Genomic DNA, 19,509 nt, shown 5'->3' with positions numbered 1-19,509 from the left:
CCATGTAGCGCTAGCGAAATGGGTTGAGGACTTGTAACGGATAGCACGACAGCAGGAAGCCAATGGATTTTCGTTCCTTCATGCAATTGCCCTTTGGCTTACTGGTGGCACGCCCAAAAAATAATAAAAAGAGGGATTTTGAACGGGAGAAAAACGAGGTTTTCAAAAAGGTTTGTTTATTTTTACGACAAAATTTTTCATTATGTCTGCTCAAAAACGCCTTTTCTTACTCGATGCCTATGCTTTAATCTTTAGAGGTTATTATGCTTTTATCAAAAATCCAAGAATAAACTCTAAGGGAATGGACACCTCAGCGATTATGGGATTTATGAATTCGCTGATGGATGTGATTAAGCGTGAAAAACCTGACCATTTAGCAGTAGCATTTGACAAAGGGGGAAGCATTTTAAGAAACGAGATGTTTCCTGAATACAAAGCAAATCGTGACGCAACACCCGAAGCGATCAAAATTGCGGTTCCCTACATTCAGGAATTATTGAAGGCCATGCACATTCCGATTATAGAAGTAGCGGGTTATGAGGCGGATGATTTGATAGGAACTATTGCCAAACAAGCCGAAAAGGAAAATTATAAGGTGTATATGGTGACTCCTGACAAGGATTTTGCCCAATTGGTTTCAGAAAATATTTTTATGTACAAGCCTGCCCGAATGGGGAATGGCATTGAGATATGGGGAATTCCTGAGGTCTTGGAAAAATTTGAAATCGAAAGACCTGAGCAAGTGATTGACTTTTTAGGAATGATGGGCGACTCTGCTGACAACATTCCTGGATTACCTGGTGTGGGCGAGAAAACTGCTAAAAAATTCCTAGCCGAATATGGCTCTATGGAAAACCTATTGGCCAACACTCACGAACTGAAAGGCGCCATGAAAGCCAAGATTGAAGCCAATAAGGAATTGGGGTTATTGTCTAAAAAATTAGCCACTATTTTACTGGATTGTCCTGTGACTTTTGACGAAAAGGACTATGAGTTGAACACTCCTGATGTCGAGAAAACGGATGCTTTGTTCAACGAACTAGAGTTTCGTAGAATGGCAGAGCAGTTTGATGCTATTTTCAAAAGTCCGTCATCACAAGCAACGCAAACAGAAAACACTGCTGTAGATGACGCCAAACTATATAAAAAACCACAACCAAAGAACGAAGAACAATTTGACCTGTTCTCCGCAACCTTACCTACTCACGATAGCGAAGTAGTCCACCAGCAATTTTACGGAACACTGGAAACCACAGCTCATTCGTACCAAATTGTTCAAGGTGATTTAGGACTTAAATTGCTGTTGCAAAATTTACAAAAACAAACTTCGGTTTGCTTTGATACCGAAACTACTGGACTGGATGCTTTACATGCAGAATTAGTGGGTATGTCGTTTTCGTATGAAAAAGGAAAAGCATTTTACGTGCCCTTTCCCGAAAATCAAGACGAAGCCAAAGCGTTGGCGGAGAAATTTAGTCCGTTTTTTGAAAATCCAGCCATTGAAAAAATAGGACAAAACATAAAATACGATTTGAAGATTTTGGCTAATTACGGAATTAATGTCGCTGGAAAATTGTTTGATACGATGATTGCGCATTATTTGATTAATCCGGATATGCGTCATAATATGGATATTTTAAGTGAAACCTATTTGAAATATTCGCCTAAATCCATTGAAGATTTGATTGGCAAAAAAGGCAAAAACCAAAAATCAATGCGCGATGTAGCGCTTGAAGACATCAAAGAATACGCTGCTGAAGATGCTGATGTGACCTACCAATTGAAAGAGTTGTTTGCAGTAGAACTCGAAAAAACAGCGACTCAAAAATTGTTTGACGAAATCGAGATTCCGCTCGTACCAGTTTTGGCAGCTATGGAGACCGAAGGTATCAACCTTGATGTTCCTTTCTTGAACGCCATGTCAACTGAAATGGCAGCTGAAAGCCAAGCTTTGGAACAAAAAATATACGAAACCGCTGGTGAGAAATTCAATTTGGCTTCGCCAAAACAGTTGGGTGATATTTTATTTGACAAGTTAAAAATTGGCGGCCCTAAACAAAAGAAAACCAAAACAGGACAATACGCTACTGGCGAAGAGGTCCTAAGCTATTTAGCTAACGAGCATGAAATTGTACGCGATATCCTCGAATGGCGACAAATGGTAAAACTACAAAGCACCTATATTGATGCTTTACCCACACAAGTAAACGAAAAAACGGGACGTGTTCATACTGATTATATGCAAACTGTTGCCGCAACAGGACGTTTGAGTTCGAATAACCCCAACTTACAAAACATCCCGATTCGTACCGAAAGAGGACGTTTAATCCGTAAAGCTTTTATTGCTCGTGATGAAAACTACACTTTGGTTTCTGCCGATTACTCTCAAATAGAATTGCGTGTGATTGCAGCTTTAAGTGGCGAAGAAAACATGATTAAAGCCTTCCAAAACAACGAAGACATCCACAAATCAACTGCCTCTAAGGTTTTTAACGTGCCTTTGGAAGAAGTAACTCGCGAACAGCGTAGCCATGCTAAAACGGTCAACTTTGGAATTATTTATGGGGTTTCGGCTTTTGGACTTTCGAACCAAACCAATCTTTCCCGCTCAGAAAGCGCTGATTTGATTGAGGCTTATTACAAAACCTACCCTAGATTGAAGTCGTTTATCAATGAGCAAATTGATTTTGCCAGAGAAAACGGCTATGTCCAAACCGTTTTAGGAAGACGCCGCTATTTAAAAGACATCAATTCACAAAACGCCATTGTTCGTGGTGGTGCCGAACGAAATGCGGTCAATGCCCCAATTCAAGGTTCAGCTGCCGATATTATCAAAATTGCGATGATTAACATTCACAACAAACTGAAATCAGAAAACTGGAAATCAAAAATGTTGCTGCAAGTACATGATGAGCTTGTGTTTGATGTGCATAATGATGAGCTAGAAAAAATCCAACCGATGATTAAGCACGAAATGGAAAATGCTTTTAAACTAGAAGTACCACTAGTAGTTGATTTAGGAATGGGGAAAGATTGGCTGGAAGCGCATTAACCAAAACTGTTTAGTTTAACTTTTTAGTCGTCAAAAAATTCACCCAGACTAGTTACAATAATTCAACGTTTTTTGACCTACATAAAAAAACCATTCTTAAATTTCTAAGAATGGTTTTCTTTTATCTGTAAAGGTTAGTATCACTAGTATTTATTTCTTTCGACTGCCTTTCTTCTTACTTCTAGAAGACTCTCTTTCTTTCAGTTTCGTTTTGATGACTACTGTTTCGTAAGGAGGTTCAATCTCGTCTTCGTTTTCTAAACGATCAATTAATAACTTAGCCGCAACTTCTCCAATTTCAACTCCATGCTGACTAACCGTGGTTAAACTTGGCGACAATCTACGTGATGCTAAAATTCCGTCAGCAAAACCTATAATTGATAAATCCTTAGGTACATTGTATCCATTTTTGATTGCAATTCTCAAAGCAGCAACAGAATCATTTTCGTCTAAAGCAAAAACAGCATCAATTTTATTGTTTGCAAAAATAACTTCCAACTTCGACTTCATATCCTCTTCACAATCTGTTCTAAGGATAATATTTTCGTTAATTGGAATTCCGTTATCTTTTAAGGCTTTTAAATAGCCTTCGGTTCGTAATTTACCCACGCTCAAATTTTCGATAGACGAAATCAAAGCGATATTTTTACATCCTAAATCAATTAAATGTTGCGTCACATTGATACCCGAATCAAAATCATCTACAATTACCTTGTCACAATCAATTTCATCAGCAATACGATCAAACATCACTATTGGCGTTCCTTCATTAATAATATCAGAGAAATGAGAGTAGTCTTGTAGTTTTTGAGCCTCTTCTGAAACAGACAAAATAAACCCATCAATTGTTCCATTACTCAGCATCTCTAAAGTATTCACCTCTTTTACAATAGATTCATTCGAAATACAAGTAATAGCATTATACCCTTTTTTATCGGCTACTTTTTCAATACCACTAAAAACTTTAGCGTAAAACGAATTCAATATATTAGGTATGATTACTCCAATGGTTTTGGTTTTCCTATTCTTAAGATTCAACCCAATTACATTAGGCTTATAATTTTTAAGTTTCGCATACTCCTTAATCTTAACTTTAGTTAATTCACTAATCTCTGGGCTATCATTTAGCGCCTTTGATACGGTAGAAACGGAAACATTAAGTTCTTTTGCAATTTGTTTAAGAGTTGCTTTTACCTTCATAATTCATTTTTTTTAATCTAATATTTTGCTGTAAAAAATATAAAAGCATCACCAATACAATTTTACAGCAAATACCAAAATTCTAATTCCAAAGCGCAAGATAATGAATTAAACAACACCAATAAAAAAGACAAAAACACTTAATACTAATTTTAACAATTGAACTCCCAAACTTTGAAAATCAAGACGACTATAAAAATATAACTCAAAAAAATGAGCCCTAAGAAATCAGCATTTTAGCTAAAAAACTATTGTTAAAACAACACTATTGACCTAGAATAGCTTCAGATCCAAAATCCTAAAACACCTCATAAAAAACAAAAAACACACACACTTCAAACCATATCCCACCACAGCTATCACTACTTCAACCATCTGAAATAAATAGACAATTGATTATCAGCCCAAACCACAAATAAAATAATCTTTTAAGCTATTTGTATTTAAAATAATTAATTGTACTTTTGCAACCCCTTTATTGGGGATGGAATGTTTAATTAAAATATATTATTGTGAACGCATTAAGCTACAAGACAATTTCAGCAACAAAAGCCAACTCAACAAAAGAGTGGATCGTTGTAGATGCTGACGGTCATAACTTAGGACGTCTTGCTTCAAAAGTCGCTATGATTTTAAGAGGTAAGTACAAGCCAAGTTATACACCACACGTGGACTGTGGAGATAACGTAATTGTTATCAACGCAGAAAAAATCAACCTTACAGGTAACAAAATGGACGAGAAAATTTACATGCGTCACACAGGTTACCCAGGAGGACAAAGAACTTTAACTGCTAAAGTATTGCAAGCAAAAAACCCTGCAGCCTTAGTAGAAAAAGCAGTAAAAGGAATGTTGCCTAAAAACAAATTAGGTGCTGAACTTTTCAGAAATTTAAATGTTGTTGTTGGTTCTGAGCACAAACAAGGAGCTCAAAAACCAAGAACTGTTAACCTAAACGATCTTAAGTAATGGGAGTTATTCACAAAATCGGTAGAAGAAAAACCGCTGTTGCACGTGTTTATGTTTCAGAAGGAACAGGAGTAATCACTGTAAACAAAAAAGAATTCGCAACTTACTTCCCAACAGCTACTTTACAGTACAAAGTATTGCAACCAATGTCTATGACAGAGAACGCTTCAAACTTTGACGTAAAAGTAAATGTTTATGGAGGTGGTTCAACTGGTCAAGCAGAAGCTGTAAGAATGGCATTAGCTCGTGCAATGTGCGAAGTTAACGCTGAAAACAGAGGGATTTTGAAACCAGAAGGATTATTAACAAGAGACCCAAGAATGGTTGAACGTAAGAAATTCGGTCAGAAGAAAGCTCGTAAGAGATTCCAATTCTCTAAACGTTAATATTGCCTGTCTTGTTCAAATGGGACAAGACTTATTGAATTTATTATTGAATTTAAAACAATGTTGTGATGTCTCACTGAGGTGAGAGATTAGTTTAGCATCTAAATGAAGCCTAACACCAAAAGGTAAAAGGAACATTGCTAATCAACGAACGTAAACTAGTACAAAAATGTCAAACAAAGTAGAAGTAAAAGAATTACTAGAAGCAGGTGTTCATTTTGGACACATGACTAGAAAATGGGATCCAAACATGGCTCCTTACATTTATATGGAGCGTAATGGAATTCACATTATCAATCTATATAAAACTGCAGCAAAAATTGAAGAAGCTAACGAAGCTTTGAAAAAAATCGCTGCATCAGGTAGAAAAATATTATTCGTAGCTACCAAAAAACAAGCAAAAGACATCGTAGCTGAAAAAGCAGCTGCTGCAAACATGCCTTACATCACTGAAAGATGGCCAGGTGGAATGCTAACTAACTTCGTAACTATCCGTAAAGCTGTTAAAAAAATGGCTACTATCGATAAAATGAAGAAAGATGGTACATTCATGACTCTTTCTAAAAAAGAGCGTTTACAAGTAGATCGTCTTCGTGCTAAATTAGAGAAAAATTTAGGTTCAATCGCAGATATGTCTAGATTACCTGCTGCTTTATTCGTAGTAGATATCAAAGCTGAGCACATCGCAATAAAAGAAGCACAAAAATTAAACATTCCAGTTTTCGCAATGGTTGATACAAACTCTGACCCACGTGAGGTAGATTATGTTATCCCTGCAAATGATGATGCTTCTAAATCAATTGATAAAATTTTATCTTTAGTTACTGCTGCTGTTACTGAAGGACTTTCTGAAAGAGGTTCTGAAAAAGAAGCTGAAGCTACTGACAAAACTGCTGTTGCTGCAACTGAAGAAGCAGCTCCTGCAACTGAAGAATAAATCAAATTTTAAATTCCAAATTTTAAATTCCAAATTCCCCAAACGATTAATAACCTTAGGTTAGTAATTTATTAAAACTGGAATTTGGGATTTATAAATTGGAATTTTTTACTTTTAACATTAAAAATAAAACATTATGTCAACTATAACTATAACGGCTGCAGACGTAAACAAATTAAGACAAACTACAGGAGCAGGAATGATGGACTGTAAAAAAGCTTTAGTTGAAGCTGAAGGAGATTTCGATAAAGCTATTGAAAACCTTAGAAAAAAAGGACAAAAAGTAGCTGCTAATCGTTCTGACCGTGAGTCTTCTGAAGGAGCTGCTGTTTCTTTTATCAATGCTGACAAAACTAAAGGAGCTATTATCACATTAAACTGTGAAACAGATTTCGTTGGTAAAAATGAAACTTTCGTTGCTTTAGCTAAAGAATTAGTTGAAAAAGCAATTAACTTCTCTTCAAAAGAGGAATTCTTAGCTTCAGATTTCAACGGAATTACAGTTGCTGAGAAACTAATCGAACAAACTGGAGTTATCGGTGAAAAAATTGAAATCGGTGGTTTCGAAATTTTAGAAGGTGCTTACATTGGATCTTATGTTCACGTGAACAAAATTGCTGCATTAACAGCTATTTCTGCTCCAATTGCGAATGCAGAAACTTTAACAAAAGACATCTCTATGCAAGTTGCTTCTATGGGAGCTGACACATTATCTTACAAAGATTTTGACCCTGCTTTCATCGCTGCTGAACTAGAGGCTCGCATTGCAGTAATTGAAAAAGAAAATGAAGAAGCAAAACGTTTAGGAAAAACGTTGAAAAACGTTCCTAAATACATCTCTTACGCTCAATTGACTGAAGAAGTATTGAAACAAGCTGAAGAAGATGCTAAAGCTGAATTAAAAGCAGAAGGTAAACCAGAGCAAATTTGGGACAAAATTATTCCTGGAAAAGTACAACGTTTCATCTCTGACAACACTACTTTAGATCAAGAAAAAGCTTTACTAGATCAAAACTTCATCAAAGATGACAGTAAAAAAGTAGGTGACTATGTTAAAGGTTTCAACGTTGAAATTACAGGTTTCAAAAGAGTTACTTTAGGATAATCCAATATAACTTTTCACATCAAATCCCATTCGGTTTCGAATGGGATTTTTTTTATGATTTTAACCCAAATCCGCATTAGGACTTTATTGTTTTTTTTCGCAGATTTTATGTTATAAACTATTAAAAAAATCTGTGTAAATCCGTTTCATCTGTACTACCTGCCTGTCAGCAGACAGGTCTGTATTCCAATGCGTAATCAAGTTTATATAAGTTTCTATTTCATTTCAAATAAAATAGTATTTTTGAGTTTCATCTCAAATATATGTTTAAAACCAAAAAAGAACTCATCTTTATCATTCTGGCGGGAATCTTCATCACCAACGCTGTAACTGCCGAACTCATAGGCGGAAAATTAATCCAAATTGGTCCCTTTGTGATGAGTATCGGAATTTTACCCTGGCCTATAGTTTTTCTGACTACTGATTTAATCAACGAATATTTTGGCGAAAAAGGAGTTAAAAAACTCTCCTTAATCACCGCCTGCCTTATTGCCTACTCTTTTATCGTTTTATTTTTAGCCATTGGCATTCCTGCCGCAAAAGGGATTTCACCCGTGAACGATGACCAATTTCAAGCCGTTTTTGGACAAAGCATGTGGATTATCGTAGGAAGCATCACCGCCTTCTTAATCTCACAATTGATTGATGTGAGTATGTTTTGGTTTTTCAAAAAAAGAACGGGTGACCGCAAAATATGGCTCCGAACTACAGGTTCTACCGTCATTTCTCAATTATTCGATTCCTTTATTGTACTAGGTATCGCTTTTTGGTTACCTGGAAAAATTAATTTGGATACCTTTATTTCCTCAGCGCTCACAGGTTACACTTTCAAGCTGGTTGTCGCCATCCTGCTTACTCCTATGATTTACTTAGGTCATTTTTTAATCAAAAAATACATCGCTCAAGATGAATCCCATTAACGACAAACCAAGATGCAGCTGGTGTTTATCCAGTGACTTATACCGAGAATACCACGACACCGAATGGGGCAAACCCGTCTATGATGACGCCACCCTATTTGAGTTTTTATTACTCGAAACCTTCCAAGCGGGTTTGAGTTGGATTACCATCCTGAACAAAAGAGAAAATTTCCGCCAAGCTTTTGACCAATTTGACTACAAAAAAATAGCCCAATACTCGGATGAAAAAATCCAAGAATTATTACAAGATTCAGGTATCATTCGAAACAAACTCAAAGTCTATTCGGCGGTCACAAACGCTCAAAATTTCATCAAAATCCAAGAAGAATTTGGCAGTTTTTCCAAATACATTTGGGGATTTGTAGATGGCAAACCTATTGACAATAAACCCAAAACGCTCAAAGATGTGCCTGCCACTACCCCACTTTCGGATGCTATTAGCAAAGATTTAAAAAAGCGAGGTTTTAAATTCGTTGGTTCTACGGTTGTTTATGCGCACATGCAAGCTACCGGCATGGTAAATGACCATGTTGAAAATTGCTGGACGAGAAAGTAAACCAATAACATTTGATTTAAAATTTTCCACAAATAAGTAATACAAATATCTTACTTTCGTAAATCATGTCATTAATTAATTTATTAAATGAGAATAATTCATCTTTCTGATATACACTTGTCCTCTATAAACATTGAGGATTTACAACTTTATTACTTAGACTGTTTGATTAATGATTTAAAAAAACAAATTAATGATAAACAAGTTGATTTAATAATTATAACTGGAGATTTAGTTGACAGAGGTGGAGTATCTCTTATTAATATTGAAGAATATAGAATATTTAATAATCCATTCGATATTTTTAGAAAAGAATTTATAGATAAAGTATGTGACAAACTGCCAATAATCCCAGAACAAATTTTATTTATAAGTGGCAATCATGATATTCAGGGCAATAAAACAAATGAAATTTTAGATGCTGGCTTAAAATCAATTTTTACAAAATCAGAAGAAGTTAACAGAATTTGTAATCTATTCAAGAATTCAGAATTTCTAAATTTCAATAAATTAGAAAATTTTCTAAATTTTGAAGAAAATTACCATGCAGAATCAATTAAAAAAGGAACTTATTTTTATTCAGATTTTGAATCAACATATATTTATAATTTTAAAGGCTTCAACATTGGAATTATGCTAGCAAATGATTCATGGAGATGCACTCAAAATAAAGTGGAAAATCATTTTATGGGGAGTAATCAATTCATGAGAGCATTAAAAATATTTGAACAAAACAACACTATTTTAAATATTGCAGTAATGCATCATCCTTTAGAAATCTTTAATCATGATGAAAAAAAAAATATTGAAAATATATTAAAAAATAAAAAATTTCAAATCTTATTAAATGGACATGAACATTCAAATAGGGTTTCAATTATTGGACATGACAAAAAAAGATTTGTAACCATTAGTGGTCGATCAGCATTTGACAAGCCTTATGAAAAAGATTCTGAATACATCTCTGGTTACTCAATAATCGATATCGACTTTAATACTAAAAAAATCACAAATTTATTTAGAAGATATTATAAAAATAGATATCTATTTGATGTCGATTTAGATAACGAGGAACCCTTTACTGAATATGATTACGAAATAAATATTAATGAAAATGAATTAAAAAATATTTATAATTCGAAAAACAATTTCATAAACGATTATACCAATATAAACAATTTCATAAATAATTTTGAAAATGAAGACTAATCATTACCAACCAAGATTTGTCTCTGATAAATTAAATACTACCTATAATTCATTTTTTTCTAAAGAAGAAGAAAACAATAAAACATTATTAGACGCTTTTAGAGATACACCAAAAATTGTTTTACTTGGTAATCCTGGCATTGGAAAAACAACAGAACTAAAAAACATCTTTGAGAAACTTTGGGATTCAAAATCTGAAACAGGAAATATCCCTTTTTATATTAACATCAAAAATTTTAGAGAAAGATCAAAGTTTGAAGAATTAATACCATTCAAACAATGGGCAGAATTACCTATAATCACTTTTATTTTAGACGGATTAGATGAAATCGCCAAAATTCAAGATTTTGTATCAGAACTGGAACTTTTTTTATCAAAAAATAAAGAAAAAACAATTAATGTTATACTAAGCTGTAGAACTAATATCTATGAAAAATACTTAATCAATATTACTGAGTTTAAGTATTTCTACCTTGAAAATTTAAATGAAAAACAGATAACTAAAATTTTAAAGGAAAATTATGCCTTAGAATTGTCAAATTTTGATCTAGAAAAATACAAAGTCTATTTAGAAAACCCTTTCAATCTAGACCTATTTGCTAATTTTTTTATTGAGAACAACCGATTCCCAGAAACACAACAAGAATGTTGGGATTTATTTATTAAAACAGAATTAAAAAAATTAAATAAAGAAAAATTAAATAAGCGAGAAAACTTAGATATTTCTCACATAACAAAATGCATTGAAAAAGTTGCCTTTATAAACGAATTAATGGAACAAAACTACATCATTGATGATGATTTATTAAGTTTAATTGGAAAAGATGATAAAAACACTTTTGAACAAATCACTTTTATAGAAAGATTACCACAATCAGAGAATTTAATTTTCAGGCATAAAAATTATCAAGAATTTTTTGCAGCAAAATTTTTATCTGGATTAGATTCAGATAAAATTATTGAAACAATAAAAATTCATAAAGACATCAATCTAACAAAACCTACATTATTTAATACAATAACTTTTTTACTAAACATTCTAAAAAGTGATAAATATCAAGAAATAAAAGAATGGCTTTTAAAAAACGAATATGAGATTTTATTCCATTCAGAACCAGACCGTTTAGATGAAAAAACAAAAAATAAAATTTTTGAAAAATATTTCAAAGAAACTTGTATTGAGAAAACATTTTGGATAGGCAAAAATAGAAGATTCTCAGTCAATACGATTGCTCGATTTGCAAATTTAGATTTTTTAATATCGCATATTAAAGATGAAAAAAATCCATTCAGATCCGTAAAATCTGCAATTGATATTTTAAGTTTTGTTCCTATACCTAACAACAGAAAAACTGAATTTAAATCACAACTACTTGGTTTTTTATATAATACAGAATATAAAGAAGATATTTTAAGAGTCATTATTTCTCATAAATTCCATAAAGAAGAAGCCGTATTTATAAAAATTACTGATTTTTTCAAAAACGAATATTCTCCAGAAATAAATCATCAAATTATTTTGATGTTAAATGATATTAACGACTTAGATAATAATTTTAAAATTCTTAAAAATTCCTTGTACAAACTATATGAAATTAAACAAGAAAGAATTTCAGATAAAACAATAAGAGGAACTGAATGGATTTTAGAAGAATTAATTTTTAAAATTAATTCTTCTAAAAACTTTATTCAAATTTTAAACATAATTTTCAATGACCAATTTGCTTTAAAACTCTCTGATTTTTATAAAAAAGATTTTAAACAAAAACTATTTCAAAAAATTTCAAATTTCATAAAAGAAGACATTTCCTTTTTATATAAGATTATTGATGCATTTATAAAACCTGAAAATAATTACATCTATAGAAAAGATCAATTTTTACCAGAATTAATAAAATTTTCCAAAACAGAATATTTCGCTTCAAAATATATTCTTGAAAATCATAATTTGGATATAAAAACTTTACCATTAATTTCATTTATTTCTTCAAAAGCAACAATTGATAATATCTTAGAACTTTTTAAAACAAACTTTTTAAAAGTAAACGATACAGAGGAAATAAATAGACTAAAATGGAATCTTTATAATAACAATACCGAATTAGGTTATTATTTTGAAAAAGAGATGATTGAATCTGGATTTAAATTCACTTACAAATTACCAACACAAGCAGATATTGAAAGAGAAAAAAAAGAGTATAAAAAATTTATTCAAGAAAACTTTGATGTTTTATTTGACGCTTCAAATCTATTAAATAAGATTAGAAATGTTTTTGTACAAAATGAAAAAGAAAAAATTTCTTGGGCAGAATATCATGAAATTAATATGCAATGGTATAAAGAAACAAATTACCATAGTATTTCTTATACAATTCATGAGATAATTTCGAAAGCTATTAGAGATTATAACAGCCAAACTTTTGAAAGTATATCCTACCTTCTGAAAGATGATTATTTTATTCTTTCAATTATAAAAGATAAAATAAAGAGAGATACATACGAAAAGTTTATCATTAAAAATGAACAAATAGATTTCATAAAAAATAAATGCTTTAAAATTTTAGAAAACTTTAATTATAGCCAAGTAATAGAATTTTCTGACGAAGACAACAGGAGCTTTTCAGTATATCCAAACTATTACATCTTAAAAACACTTTATTTCTTTGATCAAAAATTTGACTTTATTTACCCTAACATATTTTATTTAAACACATTAGAGTACTACAATATCATTGAAAACTCAGAAGAAAACGATATTTTAACTTTTATTAGTCAAAGAATAAATAAAGATGAATTAAATAATCAAATAATTAAAAATATTAAAGAGAAAAGGCTAAGCTATTTCCCTTTAAAAAATCATATTTACTATTCCTTAGAAAACAAACTTGTACAGACATATGAAAAAATTGGAAATATCATCATTGAAGACAAAAATTCTTTTACTGATAGTAATTTAATAATTAAATATTGTGATTTAATTGAAAACCAAAAAGATTTTTTAAAATCATGTTGCAACAACATTGATTCATATTTATGTTGGAATGCGATTGATATACTCAAAACAAGAAATTTAGATGATAAATTTATTTTAGAAATAGCGAGAAAATATATTAAAACTGAAAAAGAAAACTTTCTACAGAAAGCAATAAATATTTTATTTTATACTAATCAAAAAAATGCTTTAGAAATTTACATTAAATCATTGATCAAAATTAATCAAAATCCAAGCAAGCATCGAGCTGATGGATATATAATCGAAGATTTATTAAAGTATAATCAAATTGAAGAACTTCATAGAATAAAAGATTTTTTTGATATTGTTTATAACGATAAATCTGAAGATACATTTGACTTTCATTATTCTAAACAAATGCTTAACAGTTTAGTAAATCTCTTTTCTAGAAATGAAAAAAATTATAAATACATACAAAGCATTTTAAATGAAATAAAAAACATTTACAAAGAAAACTATTCAAAAACTTTCTTTATTAATCACCTAATTGAAAGTTCTAAAGAAACATACTTAAATTCATTAAGAGAAAAACTGAATTTTAAACAATCAAAAAAAATTATTGAAACTATCAATTTATAAAGTTTTAACTATTCAACCGTAGTGTACGCACACCTGCAAGCTACTGGCATGGTGAATGACCACGTTGAGAATTGCTGGACGAGAGACTAGTATTCAGTAATCAGTTTTAACTCAGAAACCGCATTAGGTTTTGTTGATTTTTTTCACGCAGATTGTCGCAGATATTATGCAAGAAGCTATAAAAAAATCCGTGTAAATCTGCTTCATCTGTGCTATCTGCGTTCCACTGCGCAATCTAGGTTTAAGTGTTGATTTTTAACAGTTTTGATTACAAAATTGTTAAACTTCTAGTTTCTAAAATCTTATTTCTAACTTTTTCACTACATTTGTCGCTCACTTTAGGGGTGTCTACAATTGTAGGCTGAGATTTTACCCTCTGAACCTGATCTAGTTCATACTAGCGTAGGGAAAAGTAAGATGACTTCCGTAGTCCCATTTTTGGGTAATTGTAGCCATTCCTAAAGTAATTTTAATTCAAAAAAATTAAAGGAATGGAACTAAAAATCAACAATCAAACTAAACAATTTCAAGCAGATGCTCTCAGCATTCAAGCCTTGCTTGATATTGAAATTCCACAAAAACAAAACGGTATCGCCGTAGCGGTGAACCAAACCGTAATTCCAAAATCCAATTGGAACCAACACCTCCTATCCGAAACTGACGATATTTTGATTATTTCGGCTACGCAGGGGGGATAGTATTCAGTTTTCAGTCGCAGTTTTCAGTATTCAATCTCAAAAATGAGAATTAGTGAAACAAAAATTCAATTCAAAAATAAAATCCGTTTTATATGTGTTTTCGCTTTGACGAATCCGTTTAATCCGTGTCTAATCTAATTACAAAATCATGACAAACGAACAAGAAATTTCAAGACAGCCCTTTCCAAATTCCACTAAAGTATATATCGATGGTGACATTCACCCGATAAAAGTCGCTATGCGCGAAATTCACCTTTCTGACACTAAACTTGCTAAAGGTGGTGTAGAGAAAAACCCACCCGTAACGGTTTACGATACTTCTGGTCCTTACACAGACCCGAATATCGAAATTGATGTGCGCAAAGGATTGCCACGCATCCGTGAGCAATGGATCTTAGACCGTGGTGATGTGGAAGAATTAACTGAAATCAGTTCGAACTATGGTAAAGAGCGTTTGAATGATGACAAATTAAATCATTTGCGTTTTGAATACCTACACAAACCGATGCGTGCAAAAAAAGGGGCTAATGTTACCCAATTGTATTATGCAAAACAAGGTATCATCACACCAGAAATGGAATACATTGCGATTCGTGAAAACCAACGTATCGAACAATTAGAAACGGCTCAAAAAGCGATGCAATGCCAACACGCAGGACATAGTTTTGGTGCCAATACCCCTAAAAACAAAATCACTCCTGAGTTTGTTCGTAGCGAAATTGCAGCGGGTCGCGCCATCATCCCAAACAACATCAACCACCCTGAGAGCGAACCGATGATTGTAGGACGTAATTTCTTGGTGAAAATTAATGCTAATATCGGGAACAGTGCTGTAACCTCTTCTATTGAAGAAGAAGTAGAAAAAGCAGTTTGGGCTTGCCGTTGGGGAGCTGACACGATTATGGATTTATCGACAGGTAAAAACATCCACGAAACCAGAGAATGGATCATCCGTAATTCACCAGTGCCAATTGGAACGGTGCCTATTTACCAAGCCTTAGAAAAAGTAAACGGTATTGCCGAAGACTTGACTTGGGAAATTTTCCGCGATACACTTATCGAACAAGCGGAACAAGGAGTTTCTTATTTTACGATTCACGCTGGGGTATTGTTGCGTTATATTCATTTAACTGCTAATCGTGTTACAGGAATCGTATCTCGTGGAGGGTCGATTATGGCTAAATGGTGTTTGTTCCACCACAAAGAAAACTTCTTGTACACACATTTTGAAGAAATTTGCGAAATCATGAAACAATACGATGTGGCTTTCTCACTTGGAGATGGTTTACGTCCGGGTTCGATTGCCGATGCCAATGATGCTGCGCAGTTTGCCGAATTAGAAACGCTTGGTGAATTGACTAAAATCGCTTGGAAACACGATGTGCAAGTATTCATCGAAGGACCAGGTCACGTACCAATGCACATGATTAAAGAAAACATGGACAAGCAATTAGAACATTGTTCTGAAGCGCCATTTTATACTTTAGGACCATTAACAACTGATATTGCACCAGGTTACGACCATATTACTTCAGCTATTGGTGCTGCGATGATTGGTTGGTACGGATGTGCGATGTTGTGTTATGTAACTCCAAAAGAACACCTTGGTTTACCTAATAAAAAAGACGTAAAAGACGGTGTAATCACCTATAAAATTGCAGCCCACGCTGCCGACTTGGCCAAAGGACATCCGGGAGCACAATACCGTGACAACGCCTTGAGTAAAGCTCGTTTTGAATTCCGTTGGGAAGACCAATTTAACTTATCATTAGACCCAGACACGGCTCGTGAATTCCACGATGAAACCTTACCTGCGGATGGTGCCAAAGTAGCGCATTTCTGCTCGATGTGTGGTCCTAAATTCTGCTCGATGAAAATCTCACAAGAAATTCGCGATGTCGAAGAGGCTAAAAAAGGAATGCAAGAGAAATCAGAAGAGTTTATCGAACAAGGAAAAGAAATTTATTCATAGAATTAAGAATAGAGTATTAAGTATCAAGACCAAAAAATCTTAATACCTAATACTCACTACTTAATACTTTACAATATGATTGTCATCACCCATCCAACTGCGGTAGCAAATGAAATCAACACCATCCATGAGCTTCTTGAGCATGGACTGGAGTTGTTACATATTCGCAAGCCTGAATTTTCAGCTATAGAAATGGAAAAATTTGTAAAAGCAATTGGATTGGAATTTCTAAATAAACTGGTTGTACACCATCATCATCATTTAGCCGAAGATTTAGGAATCATTCGCCTTCATTTATCTGAAAAAGAAAGAAAAGAAATCAGCACAGAAAAGCTATACGAATACAATGAAAGAAGAATTCGTCTATCAACTTCAACGCATTCTATCGAAGGCTTTAATCATTTAAGACTCTTTTTTCAATATGCGTTTTTAAGTCCCGTATTTCCGAGTATTTCAAAATCCAATTACCAATCCGAAACCAATTTATTTGAAGATATTAAAAACAGAAGCAATTTTTCAACTCAATTAGTAGCGCTTGGAGGAATATCATCTGAGAACATTGACAAAACTATTAAGGCTGGTTTTGACGATATTGCACTTTTAGGAACTATCTGGAACACCGAAAATTCAATTCAAAATTTCAAATCATGTCAACAAATCGCCCTTTCGTACTAAGCATTGCAGGTTTTGACCCATCAGCAGGGGCGGGCGTTCTGGCTGATATTAAAACTTTTGAACAACATCAGGTGTATGGTTTTGCGATAAATACCGCCAATACCATTCAAACCGAAACGGATTTTGTTTCCATCGAGTGGACTGCTATCGAATTCGTATTACAGTCTATCGAAACGCTATTTCAAAAATATGACATAAAAGCCGTAAAAATTGGCATTGTTCCGTCCTTGGACTATTTAAAAAAAATTGTTTTGCTTCTCCATAGGCTTTCGCCAAAGACCAAAATAATTTGGGACACGGTATTAAAATCCACCACCGAATTCCATTTTTTAACTATTGAAAATCAAAATGATTTGGCCTCCATTTTAGACAAAATAGAATTGATAACGCCCAATTATGAGGAAATTCAAAAATTGGTCCCCACCGAAAAAAACATTGAGAATAGCATCGAAAACCTATCCAAACATTGTTCGGTTTTATTAAAAGGAGGTCATAACCCTTCTGAAATTGGAGTCGATTTTTTATACATCAAAGACCGTTTTTATAGGCTTTCGCCAAAAAATACTGTCGTCTATCCCAAACATGGTTCGGGTTGTGTCTTATCTGCTGCGATAACGGCCCAAATCGCCTTGGGACAAAATTTACTTTCCGCCTGCATCAAAGGCAAAGAGTACACCGAAAACTTTTTAGTATCAACTCAAAATCAATTAGGATACCATCATGCTTAATCGTTTACAATATATCTCGCAAGGAAACACTGTCGAAGAGCAGTTATACAACATCCATCAGGCTTTAGACCATGGTTGTGACTGGATTCAAATGCGATTCAAAACCACGGTTGAAAAAGACCTTTTAACCTTGGCCGAAGCCACAAAAATACTGTGTCAAGAATACCTAGCCACCTTATTCATCAATGACAATGTGCGTCTAGCCAAAGAAATAGATGCTGATGGAATTCATTTAGGCTTAACTGATATGGCAATTCCTGAAGCACGAACTATTTTGGGCGAGGCCAAAATTATTGGAGGCACCGCAAATACCTACGAAAACATCCTTAGCCATGTGGCGAATGGTTGCGATTATGTAGGTTTAGGACCTTTTCGTTTTACAACAACCAAAGACAAACTAAGTCCTATTTTAGGTTTAGAAGGCTATCAAAAAATCCTTGACCAACTCCAACAAGAGCAAATCAAAATACCTGTATTTGCCATTGGTGGCATTCAACTTGAGGATGTCGAATCCATCATCAAAACAGGAATTCATGGGATTGCCGTTTCAGGATTGCTGACCAACAGCGATTCCAAAACAAAATTAATCACACAACTTAATGAAAAATTATATGGCTATGTCATCGTTTAAAATAGGAGACAAAACATTAGAATCTCGCTTGTTTTTAGGAACAGGAAAATTTGGTTCGAATATCCAAATGGAAGAAGCTATTCTGGCCTCTGAAAGTGAATTAGTAACAGTAGCTTTGAAGCGAGTGGATTTAGAAACAGACACCGATGCAATATTATCGCATTTGAAACACCCTAGAATCAATTTGCTTCCCAATACCTCAGGCGCTCGAAATGCCAAAGAAGCTGTTTTTGCAGCACAACTGGCAAGAGAAGCTTTGGAAACCAATTGGCTGAAACTCGAAATCCATCCTGATCCAAGGTATTTGCTTCCTGACCCCATTGAAACGCTAAAAGCTACAGAAGAATTGGCTAAACTAGGTTTTATCGTTTTGCCTTATATCCATGCCGACCCTGTTTTGTGCAAGCGATTAGAAGATGTAGGAACAGCCGCTGTGATGCCATTGGGTTCGCCTATAGGCAGTAATAAGGGACTAAAAACAATTGATTTTTTGGAAATTATCATCGAACAATCGAATGTTCCTGTGATTATCGATGCGGGAATTGGAGCGCCTTCTGATGCTGCCAAAGCCATGGAATTAGGAGCCGATGCGGTATTGGTAAACACTGCCATTGCCGTTGCTGGAAATCCTAAATTAATGGCCGAAGCTTTTAAAGAAGCGGTCATTGCAGGACGCAAAGCATACGAAGCGAAACTAGGACAGCAATACAAACAAGCCGTGGCGTCGAGTCCGTTGACCGCATTTTTGTATGAGTAATTTATTTAACCTCAAAGTCCGCAAGGTTTTTTCGCAAAGTTCACAAAGCTTAGCGAACTTTTCAAAAAAATAAAAAACCATAGCGTTGCGAACTTTGCGTAAATCTTAGTGCCCTTTGCGGTA

General features: G+C 33.7%; 16 protein-coding genes, 1 pseudogene and 1 riboswitch. Of the genes and pseudogenes, 16 read left to right on the top strand and 1 reads right to left on the bottom strand.

Annotated elements, in window-relative coordinates; all coding sequences use genetic code 11:
* Positions 1-202 precede the first annotated feature (202 nt).
* Positions 203-3,052, top strand: a complete 2,850-nt coding sequence (gene polA / locus ACNH59_RS07110; RefSeq protein ID WP_418264724.1) for a DNA polymerase I — start codon at positions 203-205, stop codon at positions 3,050-3,052.
* A gap of 150 nt (positions 3,053-3,202) precedes the next feature.
* On the opposite strand, the gene ACNH59_RS07105 is transcribed toward polA, so the two are convergent.
* Complete coding sequence (locus ACNH59_RS07105) at positions 3,203-4,252, bottom strand: LacI family DNA-binding transcriptional regulator (RefSeq protein WP_418264723.1); 1,050 nt, start codon at positions 4,250-4,252, stop codon at positions 3,203-3,205.
* A gap of 512 nt (positions 4,253-4,764) precedes the next feature.
* On the opposite strand from ACNH59_RS07105, the gene rplM reads away from it, so the two are divergent.
* From rplM to ACNH59_RS07030, 15 genes and pseudogenes are all read left to right on the top strand, one after another.
* Complete coding sequence (gene rplM, locus ACNH59_RS07100) at positions 4,765-5,220, top strand: 50S ribosomal protein L13 (RefSeq protein WP_418264722.1); 456 nt, start codon at positions 4,765-4,767, stop codon at positions 5,218-5,220.
* Entirely contained in the window at positions 5,220-5,606 is a 387-nt protein-coding gene (rpsI, locus tag ACNH59_RS07095; protein ID WP_418264721.1) for a 30S ribosomal protein S9, read from the top strand. The genes rplM and rpsI overlap by 1 nt, the downstream gene beginning before the upstream one ends.
* 169 nt (positions 5,607-5,775) lie before the next feature.
* Positions 5,776-6,543, top strand: coding sequence for a 30S ribosomal protein S2 (rpsB, locus tag ACNH59_RS07090; RefSeq protein ID WP_418264720.1), 768 nt, complete (start codon positions 5,776-5,778; stop codon positions 6,541-6,543).
* Between the two features lie 136 nt (positions 6,544-6,679).
* Positions 6,680-7,648: a translation elongation factor Ts gene (gene tsf, locus ACNH59_RS07085; protein WP_418264719.1), complete on the top strand. Its 969-nt coding sequence runs from the start codon at positions 6,680-6,682 to the stop codon at positions 7,646-7,648.
* 263 nt (positions 7,649-7,911) lie between these two features.
* Positions 7,912-8,568: a queuosine precursor transporter gene (locus tag ACNH59_RS07080; protein WP_418264718.1), complete on the top strand. Its 657-nt coding sequence runs from the start codon at positions 7,912-7,914 to the stop codon at positions 8,566-8,568.
* Positions 8,555-9,124, top strand: a complete 570-nt coding sequence (locus tag ACNH59_RS07075; RefSeq protein ID WP_418264717.1) for a DNA-3-methyladenine glycosylase I — start codon at positions 8,555-8,557, stop codon at positions 9,122-9,124. Before ACNH59_RS07080 ends, ACNH59_RS07075 begins: the two co-directional genes overlap by 14 nt.
* An 87-nt stretch (positions 9,125-9,211) precedes the next feature.
* Complete coding sequence (locus ACNH59_RS07070) at positions 9,212-10,333, top strand: metallophosphoesterase family protein (protein ID WP_418264716.1); 1,122 nt, start codon at positions 9,212-9,214, stop codon at positions 10,331-10,333.
* Positions 10,323-13,925, top strand: a complete 3,603-nt coding sequence (locus ACNH59_RS07065) for an NACHT domain-containing protein (RefSeq protein ID WP_418264715.1) — start codon at positions 10,323-10,325, stop codon at positions 13,923-13,925. Before ACNH59_RS07070 ends, ACNH59_RS07065 begins: the two co-directional genes overlap by 11 nt.
* 18 nt (positions 13,926-13,943) lie before the next feature.
* Positions 13,944-14,015 (top strand): annotated as a pseudogene (locus ACNH59_RS07060) (DNA-3-methyladenine glycosylase I); the annotation flags it as partial.
* 240 nt (positions 14,016-14,255) lie between these two features.
* Positions 14,256-14,351: riboswitch (TPP riboswitch) on the top strand.
* 65 nt (positions 14,352-14,416) lie between these two features.
* Entirely contained in the window at positions 14,417-14,623 is a 207-nt protein-coding gene (gene thiS, locus ACNH59_RS07055) for a sulfur carrier protein ThiS (protein WP_220759644.1), read from the top strand.
* A 148-nt stretch (positions 14,624-14,771) separates the two neighbouring features.
* The gene (gene thiC / locus ACNH59_RS07050; protein WP_418264714.1) at positions 14,772-16,595 is read left to right on the top strand and encodes a phosphomethylpyrimidine synthase ThiC; all 1,824 of its coding nucleotides are present in this window, start codon (positions 14,772-14,774) and stop codon (positions 16,593-16,595) included.
* A gap of 75 nt (positions 16,596-16,670) precedes the next feature.
* Positions 16,671-17,270 carry a thiamine phosphate synthase gene (locus tag ACNH59_RS07045; RefSeq protein ID WP_418264713.1) on the top strand — a complete coding sequence of 200 codons (600 nt, stop codon included), beginning with the start codon at positions 16,671-16,673 and terminating at the stop codon, positions 17,268-17,270.
* Positions 17,243-17,998, top strand: coding sequence for a hydroxymethylpyrimidine/phosphomethylpyrimidine kinase (locus tag ACNH59_RS07040; RefSeq protein ID WP_418264712.1), 756 nt, complete (start codon positions 17,243-17,245; stop codon positions 17,996-17,998). Before ACNH59_RS07045 ends, ACNH59_RS07040 begins: the two co-directional genes overlap by 28 nt.
* Positions 17,991-18,629 carry a thiamine phosphate synthase gene (locus ACNH59_RS07035; RefSeq protein ID WP_418264711.1) on the top strand — a complete coding sequence of 213 codons (639 nt, stop codon included), beginning with the start codon at positions 17,991-17,993 and terminating at the stop codon, positions 18,627-18,629. Before ACNH59_RS07040 ends, ACNH59_RS07035 begins: the two co-directional genes overlap by 8 nt.
* Positions 18,610-19,386, top strand: coding sequence for a thiazole synthase (locus ACNH59_RS07030; protein WP_418264880.1), 777 nt, complete (start codon positions 18,610-18,612; stop codon positions 19,384-19,386). The genes ACNH59_RS07035 and ACNH59_RS07030 overlap by 20 nt, the downstream gene beginning before the upstream one ends.
* Positions 19,387-19,509 lie beyond the last annotated feature (123 nt).

The organism is Flavobacterium faecale (assembly GCF_048320115.1).
GTDB lineage: Bacteria > Bacteroidota > Bacteroidia > Flavobacteriales > Flavobacteriaceae > Flavobacterium > Flavobacterium faecale_A.
Note: the sequence above shows the minus strand (reverse complement) of the source record. Positions and strands in the feature narration are given on the sequence as shown.

Excerpts from the sequence above, each read along its gene's own strand:
- ACNH59_RS07105 (WP_418264723.1), bottom strand. The coding sequence starts at position 4,252 with ATGAAGGTAAAAGCAACTCTTAAACAAATTGCAAAAGAACTTAATGTT.
- ACNH59_RS07035 (WP_418264711.1), top strand. The coding sequence starts at position 17,991 with ATGCTTAATCGTTTACAATATATCTCGCAAGGAAACACTGTCGAAGAG.
- thiS (WP_220759644.1), top strand. The coding sequence starts at position 14,417 with ATGGAACTAAAAATCAACAATCAAACTAAACAATTTCAAGCAGATGCT.
- ACNH59_RS07045 (WP_418264713.1), top strand. The coding sequence starts at position 16,671 with ATGATTGTCATCACCCATCCAACTGCGGTAGCAAATGAAATCAACACC.
- ACNH59_RS07070 (WP_418264716.1), top strand. The coding sequence starts at position 9,212 with ATGAGAATAATTCATCTTTCTGATATACACTTGTCCTCTATAAACATT.
- rpsB (WP_418264720.1), top strand. The coding sequence starts at position 5,776 with ATGTCAAACAAAGTAGAAGTAAAAGAATTACTAGAAGCAGGTGTTCAT.
- rpsI (WP_418264721.1), top strand. The coding sequence starts at position 5,220 with ATGGGAGTTATTCACAAAATCGGTAGAAGAAAAACCGCTGTTGCACGT.
- thiC (WP_418264714.1), top strand. The coding sequence starts at position 14,772 with ATGACAAACGAACAAGAAATTTCAAGACAGCCCTTTCCAAATTCCACT.
- ACNH59_RS07040 (WP_418264712.1), top strand. The coding sequence starts at position 17,243 with ATGTCAACAAATCGCCCTTTCGTACTAAGCATTGCAGGTTTTGACCCA.
- ACNH59_RS07065 (WP_418264715.1), top strand. The coding sequence starts at position 10,323 with ATGAAGACTAATCATTACCAACCAAGATTTGTCTCTGATAAATTAAAT.
- ACNH59_RS07080 (WP_418264718.1), top strand. The coding sequence starts at position 7,912 with ATGTTTAAAACCAAAAAAGAACTCATCTTTATCATTCTGGCGGGAATC.
- ACNH59_RS07030 (WP_418264880.1), top strand. The coding sequence starts at position 18,610 with ATGGCTATGTCATCGTTTAAAATAGGAGACAAAACATTAGAATCTCGC.
- ACNH59_RS07075 (WP_418264717.1), top strand. The coding sequence starts at position 8,555 with ATGAATCCCATTAACGACAAACCAAGATGCAGCTGGTGTTTATCCAGT.
- polA (WP_418264724.1), top strand. The coding sequence starts at position 203 with ATGTCTGCTCAAAAACGCCTTTTCTTACTCGATGCCTATGCTTTAATC.
- tsf (WP_418264719.1), top strand. The coding sequence starts at position 6,680 with ATGTCAACTATAACTATAACGGCTGCAGACGTAAACAAATTAAGACAA.